The organism is Paeniglutamicibacter terrestris, from assembly GCF_012271785.1.
Classification (GTDB): domain Bacteria; phylum Actinomycetota; class Actinomycetes; order Actinomycetales; family Micrococcaceae; genus Paeniglutamicibacter; species Paeniglutamicibacter terrestris.
Map to the genome: position 1 here is coordinate 112,982 of NZ_JAAWVT010000008.1, position 20,152 is coordinate 133,133.

The window sequence follows — 20,152 nt, forward strand, 5'->3', positions numbered from 1 at the left end:
TAGCAAAATATCATCATCGACAGAATGAGCCAGGGGCATCGCTCCGCGCCCGAAAATAAAAAGCTGCGCAAGCTCATTTTCCTGCCCGGCTGCATGTCGCGTGATGAAAGATGAAACGAGCCAGCTCGATCGTTCACGCAACGCACCCTCGTTGCGTCCAGATCTATTGGCTAGGAAACTCATCATGAAGTTTCGTACCGTAGCGGCAGTAGCCGCTGCTTCGGCCTTGACGGTGACGCTGAGCGTCACCCCCTCCCAGGCCCGCAATAACAATCCCACCGCACCAACCATTTCCAACGTCAAAACGCTCGCCGAAGGTCTGGCGGGCCCACTCAAGGTTGCCTTTGGACCCCATGGCAATATCTTGGTCGCCGAGGACTTCGCTGGCCAACTCAGCTCCATCTCACCCACCGGGGAAAAGAAAACGCTGGTGAATGCGCCGGGCAAAGAAATCGTCGGCGTCTCACATGAGCGTGGAACCACGTATTACTTCGAGAATGCTGGGGCCACGGGCGAGGAGCCACCCAGCGGGGCGACACCCGCACTGCTGAAGTCAATCAACAAGTCGGGCAAGATCCACACCATCACCGACATCACGGAGTTCGAGAAGACGCATGACCCGGACGGATCCACGGTCTATGGGGTGCGCGATGCCAGCGCAAGTTGTTTGGCGGATGCCCCGTGGATGCAATCCACCGGCGAGCTCTATTCCCACCCGTTCTCCAGCGTTCCGGCGCGTAACGGCGTTTATGTAGGTGATGCGGGAGCCAATACGATCCTGCATGTGAACAATCACGGCAAGGTATCACTGGTCAAGGCACTCAAGGCCGAACCGATCACCGTGACCGAGGCGGTGCGGGACCTCGCCGAGGGGATGGGGCTTTCCGTCCCTGATTGCATGCTTGGCCACACCTATTGGGCCCAACCAGTACCCACCGACATCACGATCATGGGCAACTGGCTCTACTACACCGTGTTGCCCGGGGTACCGGGTGAGTCGCTATCCAGCGGCAAGGTCTACAAAATGAATCTGCATACCAAGAAGACCCAGGTTCTTGCCACCGGATTGAGCGCACCCACCGGAATTGCGCTGGATAAGCGGGGCAACGTCTATGTGTCCGAGCTCTTTGGCGGCGGGATCTCTCGCATCGTCAACGGACATGCCGTGAGCGTGCTGCCGGCACAGATGGCCAGCGACGTCGCCATCCACAACAACAAGTTGATCGCCGGCACCGAGGCCCTGACACCGTCCGGAAAGCTGGTGACCGCCACCATCAAATAGTGAGGCTTCTACCTGTTGTATTCCTTGGGGGAATAAAGAAACCCCTCCGCGAAGGACACTGGAACCATGCAGCACCTCGTTCCTCGCGGCGGGGCTTCTTTGTGTTTGGATCCAAAACTCAATCCAAACCAAACCAGTTCAGGCAAGGTGTACCGGCATTTTTTCGATACTCAGGAGGCCAAACGTTCGCCCGACTCCCCCACCGAGACATCGCCCTTACCGCAGAGCGTCGGGCCATTGATGGATGCCCACACCTCATCAAGGGAGAGCCCCAGGACGGTAGCGAGCGCAGCGATGGTGGAGAAAGACGGGGTGGCGATACGTCCCGTTTCGATCTTGCGCAGGGTTTCGGGTGAAATTTCGGCAGCAACGGCTACCTCAAACATGGATCGATCGGTACGAGCCGCACGCAGGAGGGAACCGAGTTGCTGACCGCGTTCGAGTTCGGCGGGAGTAAGTGGAAGTCTGACCATAGTTCCAATGATAGTACCGGTATAGTATTACCGGTACTATCATTGGTGCCAACGAGAGGAATATTCCCCATGATCGAAATTTTCGGCCCCGCCGAGCTGCAACGCGCGGCTGAGAGTGGAGCATTTATCTCCTCCGTTCTCCAGAGCCTGAAAAAACGGATCACCGTTGGCACCAATCTGCTGGAGATTGATCAGTGGGCCGGGGAGATGATCCGAGAGGCGGGTGCACGTTCGTGCTACGTCGATTACGCACCCGACTTCGGCAGCGGACCCTTCGGCCATTTCATCTGCACATCACTGAACGATGCGGTGCTTCACGGAATGCCGTACGACTACGCGCTGAAAAATGGTGATCTGCTCACCCTCGATTTTGCAGCATCTCTTGACGGGCTTGTGGCGGACGCAGCGATCAGCTTCACCGTGGGAACGCCCATCAACACCACGGACGCCAAGATGATCAAGGCAACTCAGTTAGCCCTTGCTGCGGGCATCAACGCCGCGGTTCCCGGGGCTCGCAATGGGGACATCTCGCACGCCATTGGCTCGGTTCTCACCGATGCGGGCTACTTGGTGAATACGGAATTTGGTGGCCACGGCGTGGGATCAACGATGCACCAAGATCCACACATCGCCAATATTGGCCGCCCCGGACGCGGCTACAAGCTGCGCGCCGGGCTGCTGCTGGCCATCGAACCGTGGGTCATGTTGGACACCGCCACACTAAAAACCGATGCCGATGGCTGGACGCTCAAGAGTGCCACCGGTGCGCGCACCGCGCACACCGAACACACCATCGCCATCACCGAGGATGGCCCGCGCATCCTCACCCACTAGCTGCGAGATCGATTTCAGCAGTCAACAAAAAGGTCGTCCCGGCATCCACTCTCAAGTGGATGCCGGGACGACCTTTTCAGCTGGTGAAGCTAGGCCTAACGCTTAGGCGTTTTCCTCTTCTTCTTCATCACGCTTGTACGGATCTGCTTCTCCAGCAAAATCCTTGCCCTGGGCCAGGGCTGCAACTTCTGCATCCTTGGCCTTGGCTGCCCGAAGAAGGTCTTCGAGGTTCGAGGCGTTCACCGGGATCTCGTCCGCGATGAATTCAACGGTGGGGGTCAGACGAACCGTCAGGTTCTTTCCGACCTCCTTGCGCAGAACACCCTTGGCTTTTTCCAGGGCTGCTGCTGCATCGGCCTTGGCTTCAGCGTCGCCGAAGACCGTGTAGTAGATGGTGGCGTGCTGCAGGTCGTTAGTAACCCGTGCGTCGGTGACCGTGATGGCCTCCACGCGGGGATCCTTGACTGCCTTGCCCAGTGCTTGGGCAACAACCACCTTGATGCGTTGGGCCAGTTTAGCGGCGCGTGCCGAGTCGGCCATGATCACTCCTTCTTTTTCACGTCTTGAAAACTACGAATACATGCTGTGCCGCGGATGCAAGGGGTGCGTATCCGGCCATCTCTGGCCGAATACGCACCCTTACCTTGCTACCGCTGTACGTCTAAAACCGGTGAGGGTTTAGACGCGGGGCTTTTCGCGCATTTCGTAGGTCTCGATGAAGTCACCGTCGGTAACATCGTTGAACGAGCCCAGGCCGATACCACACTCGAAGTCCGTACGGACCTCGGTGGCGTCGTCCTTGAAGCGCTTGAGCGAGTCAACGGTAAGTCCTTCACCGATGACCTTGCCGTTACGCGTGACACGAGCCTTGGAGTTACGTCGGATGGTACCCGAGCGAACGATCGAGCCGGCAATGTTGCCGAACTTCGAGGAACGGAAGACCTCGCGGACCTCCGCGGTGCCCAGCTGGACTTCCTCGTACTCGGGCTTGAGCATGCCCTTAAGAGCAAGCTCGATGTCGTCGATGGCGCCGTAGATGACCGAGTAGAAGCGCATGTCGACGCCTTCTTTGTCGGCCAGATCTGCAACACGCTCGGCCGGCTTGACGTTGAAGCCGATGATGATGGCATTATCAACGGTCGCCAGGTTGACGTCGTTCTGGGTGATGGCGCCAACACCGCGGTGGATAACGCGCAGCTGCACGCCTTCTCCAACATCGATCTTGAGCAGCGAATCTTCCAGGGCTTCCACGGCACCGGAAACGTCACCCTTGAGGATGAGGTTAAGGGTATCGATCTTGCCATCGGCAACAGCCTGGTCGAAGTCTTCCAGGGTGATGCGCTTACGACGCTTGGCCAGTGCCGCGTTGCGGTCAGCAGCTTCGCGCTTCTCGGCGATCTGGCGAGCGGTGCGCTCGTCATCGGTGACCAAGAAGGTGTCACCTGCACGCGGGACCGAGGACAGGCCAAGGACCTGAACCGGGCGCGAGGGCAGGGCGATATCGAGGTTGTCACCGTTCTCGTCGAACATGGCACGCACACGGCCGTGAGCGGTACCGGCAACGATGGTGTCACCAACTGCCAAGGTACCGGACTGAACCAATACCGTAGCAACAGCGCCACGACCCTTATCCAAGTTCGCTTCGATAGCAATACCGCGAGCGTCCTTGTCCGGGTTGGCACGCATGTCCAACGCGGCATCGGCGGTCAACAGCACCGCGTCAAGCAGCTCGTCGATACCGACCTTGCGCAAGGCCGAGACGTGGATGAACATGGTGTCGCCACCGTATTCTTCCGGAACCAGGCCGTATTCGGCCAGCTGGCCCTTGACCTTGTCCGGGTTCGCTGAATCCTTATCAACCTTGTTCACTGCCACAACGATCGGGACACCGGCGGCCTTGGCGTGGTTGAGTGCTTCAACGGTCTGCGGCATAACGCCGTCGTCCGCTGCAACAACCAACACGGCAATGTCGGTGACCTTGGCGCCACGAGCACGCATGGCGGTGAACGCCTCGTGACCCGGGGTGTCAATGAAGGTGATCGCGCGATCGATTTCCTCGTGCACGTGGTGGATCTGGTAAGCACCGATGTGCTGGGTGATACCGCCGGCTTCGCCCTCAATAACGTTGGACTTACGGATGGCATCAAGCAGACGGGTCTTACCGTGGTCAACGTGACCCATGATGGTGACAACCGGCGGACGTGCCTCAAGCATGTCCTCGGTTTCTGCTTCAAGTTCAGCGTCGAAGTCGATCGAGAACGAGGCGAGCAATTCGCGCTCTTCGTCCTCGGGGGAAACGACGGTGACAACGTAACCGAGCTCGGTACCCAAGACGTCAAAGGTGGCCTCATCCAGTGACTGTGTGGCGGTAGCCATTTCTCCCAAGTGGAAGAGCACTGTCACAAGAGCTGCCGGGTTGGCGTTGATCTTGTCTGCGAAGTCGGTGATCGATGCGCCACGGCGCAAACGAATCTCGGTGGATCCGTTGCCGCGAGGCACCGAAACGCCGCCAAGGCTCGGAGCACTCATCTGCTCGAGTTCCTGGCGCTTAGCGCGCTTCGACTTACGCTGCTTGCCACGGCCTGCGCCGCCCTTACCGAAGGCACCCTGCGTACCACCGCGACCGCGGTTCGGACCGCCGCCGCCCTTGTAGCCGCCGCCACCGGTACCTGCACCGGGAGTACCCGGAGCTCCGCCCGGGGCGCCGCCCGGACGTGCCGGACCGCCACGGCCGCCGCCGCCACCGGGACGTCCACCGGCCGGAGCCGGACGTTCGGTGCGGTTAGGCATCATGCCGGGAGTAGCGCGAGCGCCTCCCGGGGTGCGCGGACCTGCGGCACCTGCCGGACGCGGAGCGCCCGGACGGGGGCCACCGGAGCCTGCTGCCGGGCGGGGTCCGCCGGCACCTGCTGCGGGACGAGGTCCACCGGCACCGGCCGGGGGACGCGGTCCACCCGGACGCGGTCCAGCGGCGCCTGCGCCACCGGAGTTACGCATGCCCTGCTGAGGAGCGAACGGGTTGTTACCCGGACGCGGTCCGCCTGGCTTGGAACCCGGGCGCTGGCCCGCGGGACGATCGGTGCGCTCGGTACGCTCTGGGCGTTCGTTGCGGTTGTTCTCACCGGCCGGGCGCATGCCCTGCTGGGAGGAGAACGGGTTGTTACCCGGACGCGGTGCACCGGGCTTGGCGCCCGGACGCGGTGCGGCCGAGGCAGCCTTGGGAGCTGCCGGAGCGGCGGGTGCTGCTGGTGCAGCTGCCGGGGCCGAAGCAACCGGAGCCGAAGCTGCCGGTGCGGCGGGTGCCGCCGGAGCCGCGGCAGGCTTGGAGCCTGCGGGCTTCGGGGCGGAAGCTGCCGGGGCGGCCGGAGCTGCTGGTGCAGCTGCGGGAGCCGGGGCTGCCTTGGGTGCTGCCGGGGCAGCGTTCGGGTACGCGGCGCGCAGCTTGCGCACGACCGGTGCCTCGATGGTTGAGGATGCGGAACGGACGAATTCGCCCATTTCCTGCAGTTTAGTTACTGCATCCTTTGAAGTGATTCCGAGCTCTTTAGCAAGCTCGTGTACGCGGACCTTAGCCACATTTCTCCTGTCTGAAGGTCCGCGCCCACTTTTAAAAAGTTTTTGGCACGAACCAACGTTTACTGTCTAGCCCAGCATCCAAATCGGATGCCACAGGCGCTGTGGCGCTTAACCGATGTGTCATCGTTAGGCGCTCATCGCTTGGAACTCATCGGGTTTCCATCAGTTTTCTGACCCGCTTTCAGGTTGGACGTTCGTAAAGGCCGGTTTCCCAGGTTGGGTCCTGTCCTTGGCCCTCGACTCCGATACCAGAGCGGAAACATCCACGTTCGTCCTGAAAGACCGCGCGAATGCTCCGCGCTTCACGGCGCGTTGAGCACAATCCGGGTTCGGGTGCAGCCAAGCACCTCGCCCGGCGAAACTCCGAGTAGGATCCGGCACGGGAATGGATTTGCCATTCTCGACCGTCAACACCCAGCGCTTCAGCTGGTTCTGGTCCACCACCTCGCGGCAACCAATGCACGTGCGCTGCGGCTGTTGCTGCAATGACACGTTCGGATCTTCTCCCGCATTTGATTTACCACGTTGCACAGTGGACCACAGATAAGTCTAGCGCGTTTCGCGATTTCGTGGAGCGTGCCCTGGCCCACAATGCAGAGCCTCGCCCCGAGGAAGCCGCGATGCGCAAAAAGGCCGCCGCGTCCCGACTACCCTTGGGCCGGTGCACCTAGGGTGTCCGGCGGGTAGCGGGGGCGCGACGGCCCAGCGCATGAATTACTTAGCGTCTACGGCATCCGAGATGATATCGATGCGCCAGCCGGTGAGCTTGGCGGCCAGACGGGCGTTCTGCCCCTCCTTGCCGATGGCCAGCGAGAGCTGGTAATCGGGAACCACAACGCGGGCCGAGCGGGTGTCGGGATCGGTGATGGTCACCGAAACGACCTTCGACGGGGACAGTGCCGAAGCGATGAACTTCGCCGGATCCTCGTTGTAGTCAACAATGTCGATCTTCTCGTCATTGAGCTCGGTCATCACGGCGCGCACACGTGAACCCATTTCACCGATGCAGGCACCCTTGGCGTTAACGCCGGCGATGTTGCCCTGCACGGCAATCTTGGTGCGGTGTCCGGCTTCGCGAGCCAGTGCCATGATTTCCACGGCGCCGTCGGCGATCTCCGGGACCTCAAGTTCAAAGAGGCGACGAACCAGGTTCGGGTGTGAACGCGAGAGCGTAACGGCCGGACCCTTGGGGCCACGGTTAACATCCACGACGTAGCAACGGATGCGGTTGCCGTGGGTGTACTTCTCGCCCGGGACCTGCTCCGGTGGTGGCAGCAATGCCTCGACGGTACCCAGGTTCACCTGGATCATGATCGGGTTGTTGCCCTGCTGGATCTGTCCGGAGACGATCTCGCCGATCTTATTCTTGAATTCACCCACGACGTTGTCATCCTCGGCATCGCGCAAGCGCTGCAGGATGATCTGGCGTGCGGTGGATGCGGCGATGCGGCCGAATCCGGTGGGGGTGTCGTCAAACTCGCCCACCACGGTGCCGTCTTCTTCGGTTTCGGTGGCGAAGATCGTCACGTGGCCGTTGCGGCGGTCAACCTCGGCGCGTGCCTGCGGCATCGCTCCGGGAGACTTCTGGTACGCAATGAGCAATGCCTGCTCAATGGTGGGGATGAGAACCTCGATCGGGATTTCCCGTTCGCGCTCCAGCATGCGCAGCGCGCTCATATCAATGTCCAACTCAGGCCTCCACGTTTTCTTCGTCTTCGTCATCCAGCTCAATGGCCGTGATGTCCGCGCTCTCGGCGCGTGCAAAATCCACCTCGACGTTGCCGCGGCGGATTACTTCAAATGCCAGGGTGCGGGGTTCGCCGACCTTGGGCTTCATGCCTTTTTTGACCGGAATGTCCGGAATGATGGTGATCCCGGAATCGGTCACCTCGATCAGGCGTCCGAGTAGGTTGTCCTCGCCGATCACGTTCACCTTGACCAGGCGCCCGACATTGCGGTGCCAGTGGCGCGGCAGGGTCAATGGGCGTGAGGTTCCGGGAGAGGAAACTTCCAACTCGTACGGAGCGGAGGTATCAAACGGATCGGTATCCAGGGCCTCGGAGATCGAGCGGGACACCTCCGCAATCTGGTCAAGCACAATGCCGTCGGTGCCGTCGATCAAATCGATGACCACGTGCACGATGCGCTGGTCCCCAGCCTTGCGAACCTGCACTTCTTCAAGTACAAGCTGGTGGGAGGCGACGGTGGGCTCCAGTAGCTTGGTGAGGCGTTCTGCCTCGAGCTGGGTGTCTGCCGTGTTACCGGTCATGAAAGTCCTCCCACATTATTCGATGTTGTGAATCCTAGGGTAGCGACTTTTGTGCCGCTACGTCTTCCACCGCGTGGCACAAATCCGTCGCGAGGACCACTCATGGGATGATCAAGGGGATGGATAAGCAGCCACATAACCCCAAAAGTACCGATCCGACCGGGCGCCGTGCCCAGTTTGCGCGCCGCCGTCTCACGGTACTGGTGGTGGGGTTGTTGGTGGCCGGAGCAACGCTCGGTACCGGGATCTTTATGAACCGGGAAACCCCTACATGGCAGCGAATTTTGGGTACCGAGCCGGTAGTTATTCCGGAACCAAAAGCCACCGATGAACTACCCCTGATGCTCGCGTCCGTCACGCAGATGCTGCAATACCCCGACGCTTCCACCGGCGCAAAAACGACCACGGTCTTAGCCGCGACGCAGACGATGCTTCGGGAGCATGTCGAATTACTCACACCGGGCGCTTTGGCCGCCCTCGAGACCGCACAAAGCCCCGCCTCCGACCAAAATTCGGAGCCCGCACCCGTCGCCGCGGTCCCACCGCTGAGCGTCTCGGAGTTTTCTACCGACCTGGCACAGGCGGGTAATGGCCTGCTCAAAGCGGCACTGAGTGCGCAGGAGCAGGAGGCCCGCAGACTTTCGGGGTCGGGCATCGAGTTGGTGCTTCAGGCCCGCAGTGTGCTGGCCGCCAGTGGGGCCAGTGATGCGACGCTCAACGCCCTACCCTCCCCCCTCACGGAGCTAGAAGCATCAACCGAGGCAGCGTCGAGCAAGAGAGCGAAGCAGGGTCCGACCGTGGATCAGGCGGCGCTGGCGTCGATGCCCGCGTTTGTCGTGGATGCCTGTCCTCCGGACACAACTACTGCCACCACCACAGACACAGCTGCGAACGGTTCCGGCGCTGAGCTAGGTGGCATCGTTGATGCCGCCTACCGCATGGGTTATGCCTACAACGTTGCTGGCGCACGGACCAGTGGTGCACTGCGCAGCACGGCATGGGAGCGCTCGGAGGTACTGGTGGATTTTGCTTCGGCGCTGGAGACGAAACTGAATGCCGATCATGACTGTGCACCACTGCGCCAGGCCGCGTATCAATTACCCAAGGACGCGGTCAAGAACCCGATGGATGCGGCGCGTAGCGGTGAGGGCCAATTGGCGCTGCTGCTCCGTGACGGGGCTGCTGGCCAAAGCGGGGAGGCCCGGACGTATCTCTTGAGCGCCGCCTACTCCCAGGCGTTGGCGGCTCGGCAGCTCAGCGGAAAGACCGTGGACTTCACTGCCGTTGAACCTGCAACCGCGGAAAGCGCCGACGAAGCCTCCCCGACACCCGCCAACTAACCGCACACCGGCGCCAGAGCGGTTAAAACACGAGGGTGGCTCTGGTGGCCGTGGATATCTCCACGGCCACCAGAGCCACCCTCGCTGTCTAGACCGGTCATTGCAGGCACTGGCCACTCCCCCGGTTGCCGGGTTGAGCAGCTGCCTACGCGGCGGGGAACAGCACGTCGTAACCGAGCTTGATAATCAGCGCGCCAACAACGCTCAAGAAAACGATCCGGATGAACTTACTGCCCTTGGAGACCGCCATCCGTGCGCCCAGGTAGCCACCTGCCATGTTCGCTGCGCCCAACACCAACCCGATCCCCCAGAGCAGATGCCCGGTGGGAAGGAAAAATGCCAGCGCACCGAGGTTGGTGGCCATGTTCACGATCTTGGCCTTGGCACTGGCCGCCAGGAAGTTGTAGCCCAGCATCGCGACCATGGCGATGATCAAAAATGATCCGGTGCCCGGGCCAATCAGCCCGTCATAACCACCGATAACCAAGCCAATGACACCCGCTACCGCGTAGTGCCGCGAGCCGGTATAGCGCAACTGCGTGAGCTCACCGGCATTTGGCCTAAAGACGGTAAAGAGGCCCACGGCAATAAGTGCGGCGATGATCACGGGTTTGATGACCTCGGCCGGCAGCAACGTGGCCAAAATGGCCCCACCAAAGGAGCCCGCCAACGCCACCATGGCCATGGGAATGGCGGTCTTCAGATCCGGGTGCGCGCGCCGGTAGTAGGTCACGGCACTGGTGGTGGTCCCGAAGATCGAGCCCATCTTGTTGGTGGCCAGGGCCTGCACCGGGGAGATCCCCGGTACCAGCAACAGCGCCGGAAGTTGGAGCAGTCCCCCGCCGCCAACGACCGCATCAACCCAGCCGGCAGCAAAACCTGCCAACACAATCAGCGCGATGGTTCCGGGCTCCATTCCCTGGAGCCCGGAACCATCCAGCAAAGTTGCTGCTTCAATCACGCTTAGCTCTTGGCCAGAGCAATCAGCTGCGCAACCACTTCGTCTACTGCAACGTCGCTTCGCTCACCTGTGGCGCGGTCCTTGACCTCAACCAGACCGTCGGCCAGGCCGCGGCCGATGACCACGATGGTCGGAACACCGATGAGTTCGGCGTCGGAGAACTTCACGCCGGCCGAGACCTTGGGACGATCATCGTAGATGACCTCCACGCCCGCTGCGTGCAGCTCATCGGCGATCTTCTGGGCGGCCTCGAAGAGTTCAACCTGCTTGCCGGTGACCACCAGGTGCACGTCGGCCGGGGCCACGTTGCGCGGCCAGACCAGGCCGTTCTCGTCGTGGTTGGATTCGGCCAGGGCTGCCACCGCGCGGGTAACACCCACGCCGTAGGAACCCATGGTGACAACCTTGAGCTTGCCGTTCTGGTCAAGCACCTTCAGTTCCAGAGCCTCGGCGTACTTGCGGCCGAGCTGGAAGATGTGACCCATCTCGATGCCACGGGCGGTTTCCAGCGGTCCGGAACCGTCCGGTGCCTGATCTCCGGCGAGTACCTCAACACACTCGATGGTGCCGTCGGCGGTGAAGTCGCGACCAGCCACCAGACCGAAGACGTGCTTGCCGGCTTCGTTGGCGCCGGTGATCCAGCTGGTTCCCGAGACCACGCGCGGGTCAAGCAGGAACAGGATCTTGGAGCTTCCTTCAAGGCCGAGCACCTTGGCGTCTTGACCCAGACCCGGGCCGATGTAGCCCTTGATCAGTGTCGGGTTCTTCTTGAGGTCATCCTCGGTTGCTGCCTCGATTTCCACCTCGCCACCGATTTCCAGGTGGGCGGCGATGTTTGCCTCAACACGCTTGAGGTCCACGTTGCGATCCCCGGGCAGCCCGATGGCTACCAGCTGGCGTTCGCCGGTGGGCAGCTTGGCCGCCAGCACCACGTTTTTCAGGGTGTCGGCGGCGCTCCAGGCGCCTTCGGCGCGCGGGGCAACCTCGTTGGCGCAGTTGACCAGAGTCTCGATGGTCGGAGTGTTCGGGGTTTCTTTGACCTCGAAAGCCGCAGCGTTGGTGAAGTCGATGTCCGCCGGTACAACGGTGGTCACTGCCTCAACGTTGGCAGCATAGCCGCCGGCGGAGCGGACGAAGGTGTCCTCACCGATCGGGGTCGGGTGCAAGAATTCCTCGGACTTCGAGCCGCCCATGGCACCGGCGGTGGCGAAGACCGGCAGAACTTCCAGGCCCAATCGGGAGAAGATCTTCAGGTAGGCGCCACGGTGTGCCTGGTAGGCCTCTTCGAGTCCCTCATCATCAATGTTGAAGGAGTAGGAGTCCTTCATGATGAATTCGCGGCCGCGCAACAGGCCCGCGCGGGGACGTGCCTCATCGCGGTACTTGTTCTGAATCTGGTACAGGTACGCCGGCAGATCCTTGTAGGAGCTGTAGAGGTCCTTCACCAGGAGGGTGAACATTTCCTCGTGGGTCGGGGCCAAGAGGTAGTCGGCACCCTTACGGTCGGTCAGGCGGAAAAGTCCGTCACCATATTCGGTCCAGCGGCCCGTGGTTTCGTAAGGTTCGCGCGGCAGCAGTGCCGGGAAGTGAACTTCCTGAGCACCAATGGCGTTCATTTCCTCGCGAATGATGGCTTCCACCTTGCCCAGGACGCGCAGGCCCAGTGGCAGCCAGGTGTAAATTCCGGGAGCGGCACGGCGAATGTATCCGGCGCGGATCAGCAGCTTGTGGCTGGCGACCTCGGCATCTACCGGATCTTCGCGCAGCGTGCGCAGGAATAGGGTGGAGAGCTTAAGAACCACGCTAACTTTCCATTTCCGCGGCCTGTTTCCAGACCACAACATAGTGGGGGCAGATAAATCGTTTGTGCAGCCGGCGCACACCGCTCGATGTAAATCTCAATCGGGATTTTCGTGAGGCAGCGCTGCGGCCAACCACCTCACGATTTCTGCCACACCAAAAATGGTGTGCAGGGCAGCGTGGAGCAGCAAGGCACTTCCCCCATCTTACGTCGCTGCCCGGGTGCCATGTGGCACCCGGGCAGGCGAACTGGTCACCGGAGAACCGCGTGTGGGCTACCCGACTACCGTGGGTCGATCTTTTTTAGTAACCGGCCATGTGCAGCAGAGCCAGGTCGAGGTATTCCTCTGCCCGCGCCACCGCGACATCGGCGTCCTTGGGGCTGACGATGGCGACACCGATGTTGTTTACGCCGTCGTATCCACTGACCGACAACGTCTGAGTTTTTTGTCCCGCCATGTTGATCTCGGTCATGGTGGCGATGGTCTTTTCGGCCTTGGTGTTGGCCTTCCCGGTTTCCACGGCGGCAGTGATCTCTTGCCCACCCATGGTCATGGTGAATTCGCTGCAGTCCTTGGAGCTAGATTCCGCCATCGACTTAGCGGTAGCAATATCGGAGGCATCGTCAAACGAACCGATGCTCACTACCATTCCTGCATCGTTGGAGCTGCGGGGAATGCTGACGGAAACCATGTTCATATGACTCATCAAGTCCATAGATCCCGATGATGCATAAACTCCACATTCTGCGGGGCTGACCTTCATGCTGGCGATCAATTTCTTGCTTTGATCCGCTGAGGCTTTCAGCTCGGCATTTTTAATGATCTTCACGCCGCCCTTCTCGTAGTAGCTTTCGAGCGACTGCGCTACCTCGAGTAGTTCTTGGGCAGTGAGCTGATCTTCGGAAGCGGAGTGGTTGGATCCTGCATCCGCCGAGGCCGAAGCGCTGGAGGACTCGGAGGTCGAACTAGAGCCGGAATCGGACGTGATTTCGGTGGCGGCAGGCGTTGTTGCGGAGGCTTCCGGGGTGGGGCTGGCGGAGGGCTGCACTGTTGCGGACGGACTTGGTGTCGGTGATTCGGCCGAGTCGGAACCCATAAGTCCGGAGCAGCCCGATAATGCGAGCGTTGCGGCGAGCGGCAAGGTCCAGATAGCTATCTTTTTCATCTTTGATCCTCATGTCGTGGGAGTGATTCACGGCGATGACGGCGACGATCCGCTGCCAATAAGGTACACATTACACAATAAAACCAGTTGGCGGAGTAACTCCGTGCCAAGTTCTTCCATTGCTAGTGGTCGGTTGCCTCAACCGGATGTGCTCAAATATCCGATTGCAATTTCCATATCTCCTAACGGACGCAGAGATATTTCGGACAGATATCCGCACTGAACGATGCGCCTTGACGTTATCAAAAATGTTGCTCAAAGAATTGAAGAATATACATTGCGGTCGTCATCTACCGCGAAGGATAAATGGCGAGTTTCTAAGCTGTGGCGGGTCGGACGCTATCGGTCGCTTCATTGCTTCCGACGTTGTCCAGCACTGTCTTTGCTTTTTGGTCAACGAGCCCCATAAATAGTTGTTGGCTAGCACCAAAGATGATGGCCCATGCCAAGATTTGTCCGGAGGTATCCAATGCTGTGAGGCCAGGGATGATTCCGCCGCTCAAAAGCATCAATCCGAGAACAGCAGTCAATGCGCCAATCGGCAATTTGATAAAAGCCAAGGCAATTGCGGGGTTGTAGGGTGTTGAACTTCCAGAAACACGCCTCAATGAGGAAGCCCCCGAAATGGCTGCAGCAACCAACCCAATGAACTCGATGAGAAAAATATCGTGGTTTGATGTAGAACTATTTTTCGCCTCCGTCATGACGGCTGCGTTCTGCTTTTCGGAGTCCACCTTCTCGGCCGCTGTCGCTTCTGGGTTGTCAGCAGGAAGGACAACAGTAGTTTCCAGCGACAAGCAGATGACCTTGGTTGGCTCAGTGTCGACAAAGCAGGGAGACAGCACGGTATGGAATTGACTACCTACAAAGCCCAATGCCACGGTCAGCATTACTAAAATACCTATGGACGTCCAAATGATCCGAACAAAGTTCCTGAGCTTTGCATACTCCACTTGATAGGCCCGATGAGCTGCTTCACTCACAGAAACGAGGTTACTTCTTGTTTCATCATCTAATGCTGGCACCGGCACCGGCACCGGAACAAGATCCGGTAGGGCAGCTGCGGCGGCAGCGAGATTGCCCGCTTGGGTGATCACAGAACGATCTTGGAGGATCTTTTCCAAACGGATGCGGAGTGGATCGTTGGCTGCCAGATGGGCTCTGGCGCTCGCGTGGATGGTTGGCAGATGGCCAATCATGTATGCATCGTTCCCCCTGCGCAGAAGCAAATCTTCTATTGCATGCATGCGCTCCAAGGCCGGACCAGCCGCAATATTTCCGGCCGCTCCAGGAAGCCATCGGCGATCGCCCGAAAGGGCGCGTCCTTTCACAAGATGTTTTTCAATCCCTTTATCTAGACCAGAAAAGGCTACTTGCTGCCCAGGAACGGTTATGTCCGCAGGGTTGCCTTCCTTAACCTCTGTCGCTATCACTTGGAGCTGGTCAAACCTAGAGTTCATCTGCTGAACCCAGCGGTTCCGCCGGCGCATTTTGGTGTTCCATGCACCTAAAGTACTCACAGTTGCTACCTACTCTCTATCGAGCGAGGAAACGATTTGAAAGCCGGATACTTATCCCCACGCAAGCACCCTTCGGCGTGTCCAAAACCTGCAATTTTTTCAGTGTCACTCTTGAGGTGACTCCCCTGATACCCCGTATGTCTGAACCTCGTTGACTTATGGTGCTCCTCAACTCAGCTAAATACTAGAACGGAGTTGGACCGTGTGTACGGCGCGCAGCAGCAACAGTTCAGCAGCCGTTCTCATGTTCCTTCTCTGCATCAGAAGTCGGCTATCAACGACGCCGTCAAAAGGGTCGCTTCTTCAATTCTTCAACAACCACGACGATCTCTCATTTGGTGTGAAAAACCGTGATTGAGCATTTTCATGCCGGCAAAAAAAGTCGAGGAAATCGTGCACCGTTGGCCCGAACGGTACAAAGTTTGCAGCTAGCTGCCCGTCAAACCGTGGAGACAATTGCATCACCGCCACGACGGAGTAGTTCAGTTGTGCGTTAGCGGATCAATAAATTTTTAATAACCAGCGATATGAATCAACCCCTGGTCAACATATTCCTCGGCCTTGGCCCTAGCCACATCAAGATCCTTAGGCTCGGAGATGCTCACGGAAACGGTATTCACACCGTCATACCCCGAAACGATCAAGTTTTTCGCGTATTGTTCCCCGGACTTAAGATCCGCAACAGTCCCAATCGTGGTCTCTGCATTGGTGGTGGCCGGCAGGTCTTCCACGGTGGCAGTGACCGTCTGGCTGAGAACCGTCATGGTGAAGCTACTGCAATTTTCGGAGCTGGTTTTGGCTTTACCGATCATCGTCTGGACATCGGCAGGATCATCGTAGGAGCCCAGGCTGACGCTCATGCCGGCGTCATTCGAATCGCCAGCGAATGTCGCGGTAATGATGTTCAGGTGCGAGTTCATGTCGCTGCCCGCCGCGGCCGAGTACACAGCGCACACCGCGGGAATAACCTCCGAACTTGCCAGCTGCTTTTCCGACTGGGCTGCAAGAGCTTTATTCTCGACATCACCGACGATTTTAATCGCGGACTGACCGTTGTAGCTTTCAATCGCACCTGCCACCTCGGTCAGCTCGTCGGCGCTGAGTTGGTCGGCGGATGCGGAGTGGTTAGGACCTGCATCCGTGCTGAAGCCCGAGTCGGTCGTGGTCTCCGCTGCTGGCGTTGTATCGGACAAAGGTGGCGCCTCGGTTGATTCACTCGCCGAGGTTTCGGGAGTCGATGCTTGGCTTGGCTGTACCGATTCCTTGTTGTCGGACCCTAGGAGCCCAGAGCAGCCGGTCAGTGCGAACGTGGCGGCCAGCGGCAAAGCCCAGATTGCTATCTTCTTCATCTTCGTTCCTCATGATCTTGAGAAGGACGCGTGGAACTAACGGTGGAGAATTACCGTTCGCAAGCAACACATTACACAGTAAAACAATCTCAAGGAGTAACCCCGTCTGTGGGTACACGAAGGATTTTCGTCGTTTTCTGTTTCAGGATTCGTCGGAGTCCGCACCGCCAGATCCGTGGGCGGGAAATTAGGAGGTCGGTGCCGCTTCTGGCAGGGCGCGCAAGATGGTGAGCATCGATTCCACGTCGGCAAGAGCGAGCGCGGTGGACTCCTCGGGAGCCTTCTTCACGATTCGTGTCGCGCTCACCATGACGTTCCCATCGATGGCACGGATGGAAATTTGTTGGCTTTTGCTTCTTCCATTAACGCTCTCGAGCAGGGTCGCTGCCGTAAACGGTGCCGAACTCGTGGCGTCAAGGCTCGAGAGCGTGTAGCTAACCTTTTGCCCGTCGCTGGTGATGCTGTAGGTACCGCAGGAAGCATCGAGGTGCTGTTGAGCTGCAACATCTGCCACCAGTGCGTCACGATCTCGGTAGGCTGCCACCGTTAGGGCACCGGCATTTGTTGCAGGTAGCACCGCGGCCGCCACGGCTGACTTCTCGAGTTGATCCTGCAAGTTACCAATACCGTAGAGGCCACAGGTGGCAGGAACCACGGTGATGCCTTCGAGCCATTTCTGGGCCGCCGGAAGCTGCTTGCGCAGAGCCTGCTGGTCGTTAACGATGGTGCCCTTGGTTCCTTTGGCCCACTGCTGCATGGCGGAGCTCAACACTGTCGCGTCAAAATATCCGAGCTCCTTGGCATTGCCCGGAACCGTCGAGGATTCGGTGCTTCCCGGCGCGGTGACCGGCACCTCTACGGAGTTGGGGGTAACGCTGACCGGGGCGGGTTCCGGAGTTTTGCTGCAGCCGGCAACACCCAGCACGAGGCCCGCGACGGCAAGAGCAGTTGCCGTGGCTCGGATGGCTTGGCTGGCGTTGAGGTGGCGGGGCATTATTATCTCTGGCTTTCCGGTGGGCATTTCACGATGAGAGTTCGAACGCCGATGCTGCTAGCGCCGTGACTGTATCGCAGGTTCAAAAGAGGATGGTGGCAAATTCGCCAACCTCCTCGAAGCCGACTTTGCGGTAGGTGGCAATGGCGGCAGAGTTGTAATCGTTGACGTACAGGCTGGTGGTGGGAGCCAGCGCGAGGGCATAGTTCGCGGCTGCCGCCATGTATCCAGCTGCCAACCCGCCGCCACGGTGTTCCGGGGCCATCCAGACACCCTGGATCTGGGTAGCCCGCGAACTGACGGTTCCCAACTCCGCCTTGAACCGGATTTCACCGGCGCCATCCATATCAATGAAGGAATGTCCGGCATGAATCAGCGACCGGACGCGGGATCGATAATAGGATCCTCCGTTGACCAACGGCGAGTAACCCAGCTCTTCGGTAAACATCTTGGCGCAGGCGGGGAGGACTTTCTCGTACTCCCCCGGGGTACTGAGGCGAAGGCCGGTGTTCGGTTCAACCGCTGGGGGGCCACTGAGCGTCATGAATGGTTGATTGGGGCGCACACTAAATGCCCGCTGTGATCCGTGAACCAACACCTTCCATATGCCCATCACTGCCTCGGCAGGGCCGAAGCAGGAGGCGAAGGTGCGGTTCAACGCTTTCACGACGTGCCCGAAGTCCTCGGCGTCCTCGGAGGTGATATTGATCGGGACTACATTCGCGCCGATCCAACAGGCCGAAACCAACTGTGCGCCGTGAAAACGGCCAAGAATCAGTGATCCGCCCAGCCCCGGACGGGCCGAACCCGTCACGGCCAACTGGGCATCCATGAAGATGTTGACCACAGGATCCACCGAAATGAGGGCGCGAAGAGCCGCGGTGTCCGCATCGTCAAGGACGCGGATCTCTGCCGACAGCGACTCTCCGGCCCCCGGGTTACGTCTAGCTGACGGTAACCACGGGACCACCTTGGACAGGATTTTCTCCACCCGGGTCCCCCATTTCCTCGGCGATGCGCATCGCCTCTTCGATCAGTGTCTCAACAATCTGGTCTTCGGGCACGGTCTTGATGACTTCGCCCTTCACAAAAATCTGTCCCTTGCCATTGCCCGAGGCAACACCCAGGTCGGCTTCGCGAGCCTCGCCGGGACCATTGACCACACAGCCCATGACCGCTACACGCAGCGGAATGGTCAGGCCCTCGAGCCCGGCGGTGACCTGCTCCGCCAGAGTGTACACATCAACCTGGGCACGGCCACAGGAGGGGCAGGAAACAATTTCCAGCTTGCGCGGCCGCAGGTTCAGCGACTGCAGAATCTGGTTGCCCACCTTGACCTCTTCCACCGGCGGGGCGGAGAGCGAAACGCGGATGGTGTCGCCGATGCCGCGCGAGAGCAAGGCTCCGAACGCGGTAGCGGACTTGATGGTGCCCTGGAAGGAGGGACCGGCCTCGGTGACGCCCAGGTGCAAGGGCCAGTCACCACGTTCGGCCAGCAGTTCGTAGGCCCGCACCATGATCACCGGGTCATTGTGCTTGACCGAGATCTTGAAGTCGTGGAAGTCGTGTTCCTCAAAGAGTGATGCTTCCCAGACGGCGGACTCAACCAATGCCTCGGGGGTGGCCTTGCCGTACTTCTTCATCAGATCCGGGTGCAAAGAACCGGCGTTAACGCCGATGCGAATGGAGGTTCCGTGGTCCTTTGCGGCCGCGGCGATCTCCTTGATCTGGTCATCAAATTTGCGGATGTTGCCCGGGTTCACCCGGACGGCAGCGCAACCGGCCTCGATGGCGGCAAATACATACTTCGGCTGGAAGTGGATATCGGCAATCACCGGGATCTGTGACTTCTTGGCAATGATCGGCAGGGCCAACGCATCATCGGCGGACGGGCAGGCAACTCGCACGATGTCGCAGCCGGTGGCCGTGAGCTCCGCGATCTGCTGCAACGTTGCGTTGATGTCGGTGGTCGGCGTCGTGGTCATCGATTGGATGCTGATGGGACTGTCGGATCCAACTCCGACCGAGCCCACCTTGATTTGGCGGGTCTTGCGGCGTGGAGCAAGAACCGGTGGTGGGGTCGACGGCATGCCAAGGCTGACCGGGATCGAGGTCAAGAGGTCCTCCGAAATATTGAGCGGGCGAAAGTTACCTCCATTATCCCCCCGCGCACTACCCATCCGGGGCAGTAATCTCGCAGGGCGAAGCCGGAGGCATAAGTAACGGCGTTCCTGGCCCGTTGCTTATGCGGGTCAAGGCCTAGGCGTGGTGACTGAGTTCACCCAATACCGGGCTCCACTCGGTCATGCGCAAGGCAGCGATCGAACCAATGATGGCAAACGGATCATTTTTCAGCGTCTGGGCCAAGACTTCCTGACTCGGGGCGGCAATCAGCAATAAGGCACCGGAGCCATCGGCATAGGGACCCGAGGCCACCAATGCTGTGCCATCTTGATCCGTTCCCAGACCGGCGAGGAAATCACGGTGCGCGGGGCGATGCTCGGCACGAACATCATCGGAACCGGCTGCGTATACATATTCAACTGCGAAAACACTCATGAGCAACAGCCTAACCGTTCGGTTAAGC

18 protein-coding genes are annotated in these 20,152 nt (G+C 59.7%); 3 read left to right on the forward strand and 15 right to left on the reverse strand.

Annotated features, from left to right (window positions below):
* Positions 1-184 precede the first annotated feature (184 nt).
* Positions 185-1,282, forward strand: a complete 1,098-nt coding sequence (locus HED64_RS15260; protein WP_168152849.1) for a ScyD/ScyE family protein — start codon at positions 185-187, stop codon at positions 1,280-1,282.
* Between the two features lie 170 nt (positions 1,283-1,452).
* On the opposite strand, the gene HED64_RS15265 is transcribed toward HED64_RS15260, so the two are convergent.
* A complete protein-coding gene (locus HED64_RS15265; RefSeq protein ID WP_168152850.1) occupies positions 1,453-1,755 on the reverse strand; it encodes a helix-turn-helix domain-containing protein in 303 nt (100 codons plus the stop codon).
* A 69-nt stretch (positions 1,756-1,824) separates the two neighbouring features.
* Between HED64_RS15265 and map the strand changes: the two genes are divergently transcribed.
* Positions 1,825-2,589, forward strand: coding sequence for a type I methionyl aminopeptidase (gene map / locus HED64_RS15270; RefSeq protein WP_168152851.1), 765 nt, complete (start codon positions 1,825-1,827; stop codon positions 2,587-2,589).
* A gap of 102 nt (positions 2,590-2,691) precedes the next feature.
* Here the strand turns inward: map and rbfA are convergent, their stop codons facing one another.
* The 5 genes from rbfA to HED64_RS15295 form a co-directional block, all read right to left on the reverse strand.
* A complete protein-coding gene (rbfA, locus tag HED64_RS15275; protein WP_132361589.1) occupies positions 2,692-3,129 on the reverse strand; it encodes a 30S ribosome-binding factor RbfA in 438 nt (145 codons plus the stop codon).
* Positions 3,130-3,267: 138 nt separating this feature from the next.
* Entirely contained in the window at positions 3,268-6,165 is a 2,898-nt protein-coding gene (gene infB / locus HED64_RS15280; protein ID WP_168152852.1) for a translation initiation factor IF-2, read from the reverse strand.
* A gap of 162 nt (positions 6,166-6,327) precedes the next feature.
* Positions 6,328-6,696 (reverse strand): YlxR family protein, encoded by a 369-nt coding sequence (locus tag HED64_RS15285; protein ID WP_342590743.1) that lies wholly within the window; start codon positions 6,694-6,696, stop codon positions 6,328-6,330.
* Between the two features lie 183 nt (positions 6,697-6,879).
* Complete coding sequence (gene nusA, locus HED64_RS15290) at positions 6,880-7,854, reverse strand: transcription termination factor NusA (protein WP_168152853.1); 975 nt, start codon at positions 7,852-7,854, stop codon at positions 6,880-6,882.
* Between the two features lies 1 nt (position 7,855).
* Positions 7,856-8,434 carry a ribosome maturation factor RimP gene (locus HED64_RS15295; RefSeq protein ID WP_132361595.1) on the reverse strand — a complete coding sequence of 193 codons (579 nt, stop codon included), beginning with the start codon at positions 8,432-8,434 and terminating at the stop codon, positions 7,856-7,858.
* Positions 8,435-8,553: 119 nt separating this feature from the next.
* On the opposite strand from HED64_RS15295, the gene HED64_RS15300 reads away from it, so the two are divergent.
* The gene (locus tag HED64_RS15300) at positions 8,554-9,774 is read left to right on the forward strand and encodes a hypothetical protein (RefSeq protein ID WP_168152854.1); all 1,221 of its coding nucleotides are present in this window, start codon (positions 8,554-8,556) and stop codon (positions 9,772-9,774) included.
* A gap of 145 nt (positions 9,775-9,919) precedes the next feature.
* Here HED64_RS15300 and HED64_RS15305 read toward each other — a convergent pair whose 3' ends face one another.
* From HED64_RS15305 to HED64_RS15345, 9 genes are all read right to left on the reverse strand, one after another.
* Positions 9,920-10,690 (reverse strand): sulfite exporter TauE/SafE family protein, encoded by a 771-nt coding sequence (locus HED64_RS15305; RefSeq protein WP_168152915.1) that lies wholly within the window; start codon positions 10,688-10,690, stop codon positions 9,920-9,922.
* 47 nt (positions 10,691-10,737) lie between these two features.
* The gene (locus HED64_RS15310) at positions 10,738-12,537 is read right to left on the reverse strand and encodes a proline--tRNA ligase (RefSeq protein WP_168152855.1); all 1,800 of its coding nucleotides are present in this window, start codon (positions 12,535-12,537) and stop codon (positions 10,738-10,740) included.
* 301 nt (positions 12,538-12,838) lie between these two features.
* A complete protein-coding gene (locus HED64_RS15315) occupies positions 12,839-13,702 on the reverse strand; it encodes a hypothetical protein (protein WP_168152856.1) in 864 nt (287 codons plus the stop codon).
* A 317-nt stretch (positions 13,703-14,019) separates the two neighbouring features.
* Complete coding sequence (locus tag HED64_RS15320) at positions 14,020-15,222, reverse strand: hypothetical protein (RefSeq protein WP_168152857.1); 1,203 nt, start codon at positions 15,220-15,222, stop codon at positions 14,020-14,022.
* 512 nt (positions 15,223-15,734) lie between these two features.
* Positions 15,735-16,571, reverse strand: a complete 837-nt coding sequence (locus tag HED64_RS15325) for a hypothetical protein (protein ID WP_168152858.1) — start codon at positions 16,569-16,571, stop codon at positions 15,735-15,737.
* Between the two features lie 187 nt (positions 16,572-16,758).
* Entirely contained in the window at positions 16,759-17,565 is an 807-nt protein-coding gene (locus HED64_RS15330; protein WP_168152859.1) for a hypothetical protein, read from the reverse strand.
* An 82-nt stretch (positions 17,566-17,647) separates the two neighbouring features.
* Entirely contained in the window at positions 17,648-18,556 is a 909-nt protein-coding gene (locus HED64_RS15335) for a GNAT family N-acetyltransferase (RefSeq protein ID WP_168152860.1), read from the reverse strand.
* On the reverse strand, positions 18,510-19,655 hold the full coding sequence (gene ispG, locus HED64_RS15340) for a flavodoxin-dependent (E)-4-hydroxy-3-methylbut-2-enyl-diphosphate synthase (protein WP_425351810.1): 1,146 nt from the start codon (positions 19,653-19,655) through the stop codon (positions 18,510-18,512). The genes HED64_RS15335 and ispG overlap by 47 nt, the downstream gene beginning before the upstream one ends.
* 169 nt (positions 19,656-19,824) lie before the next feature.
* Positions 19,825-20,124, reverse strand: coding sequence for a YciI family protein (locus HED64_RS15345; protein WP_168152862.1), 300 nt, complete (start codon positions 20,122-20,124; stop codon positions 19,825-19,827).
* Positions 20,125-20,152: the final 28 nt, after the last annotated feature.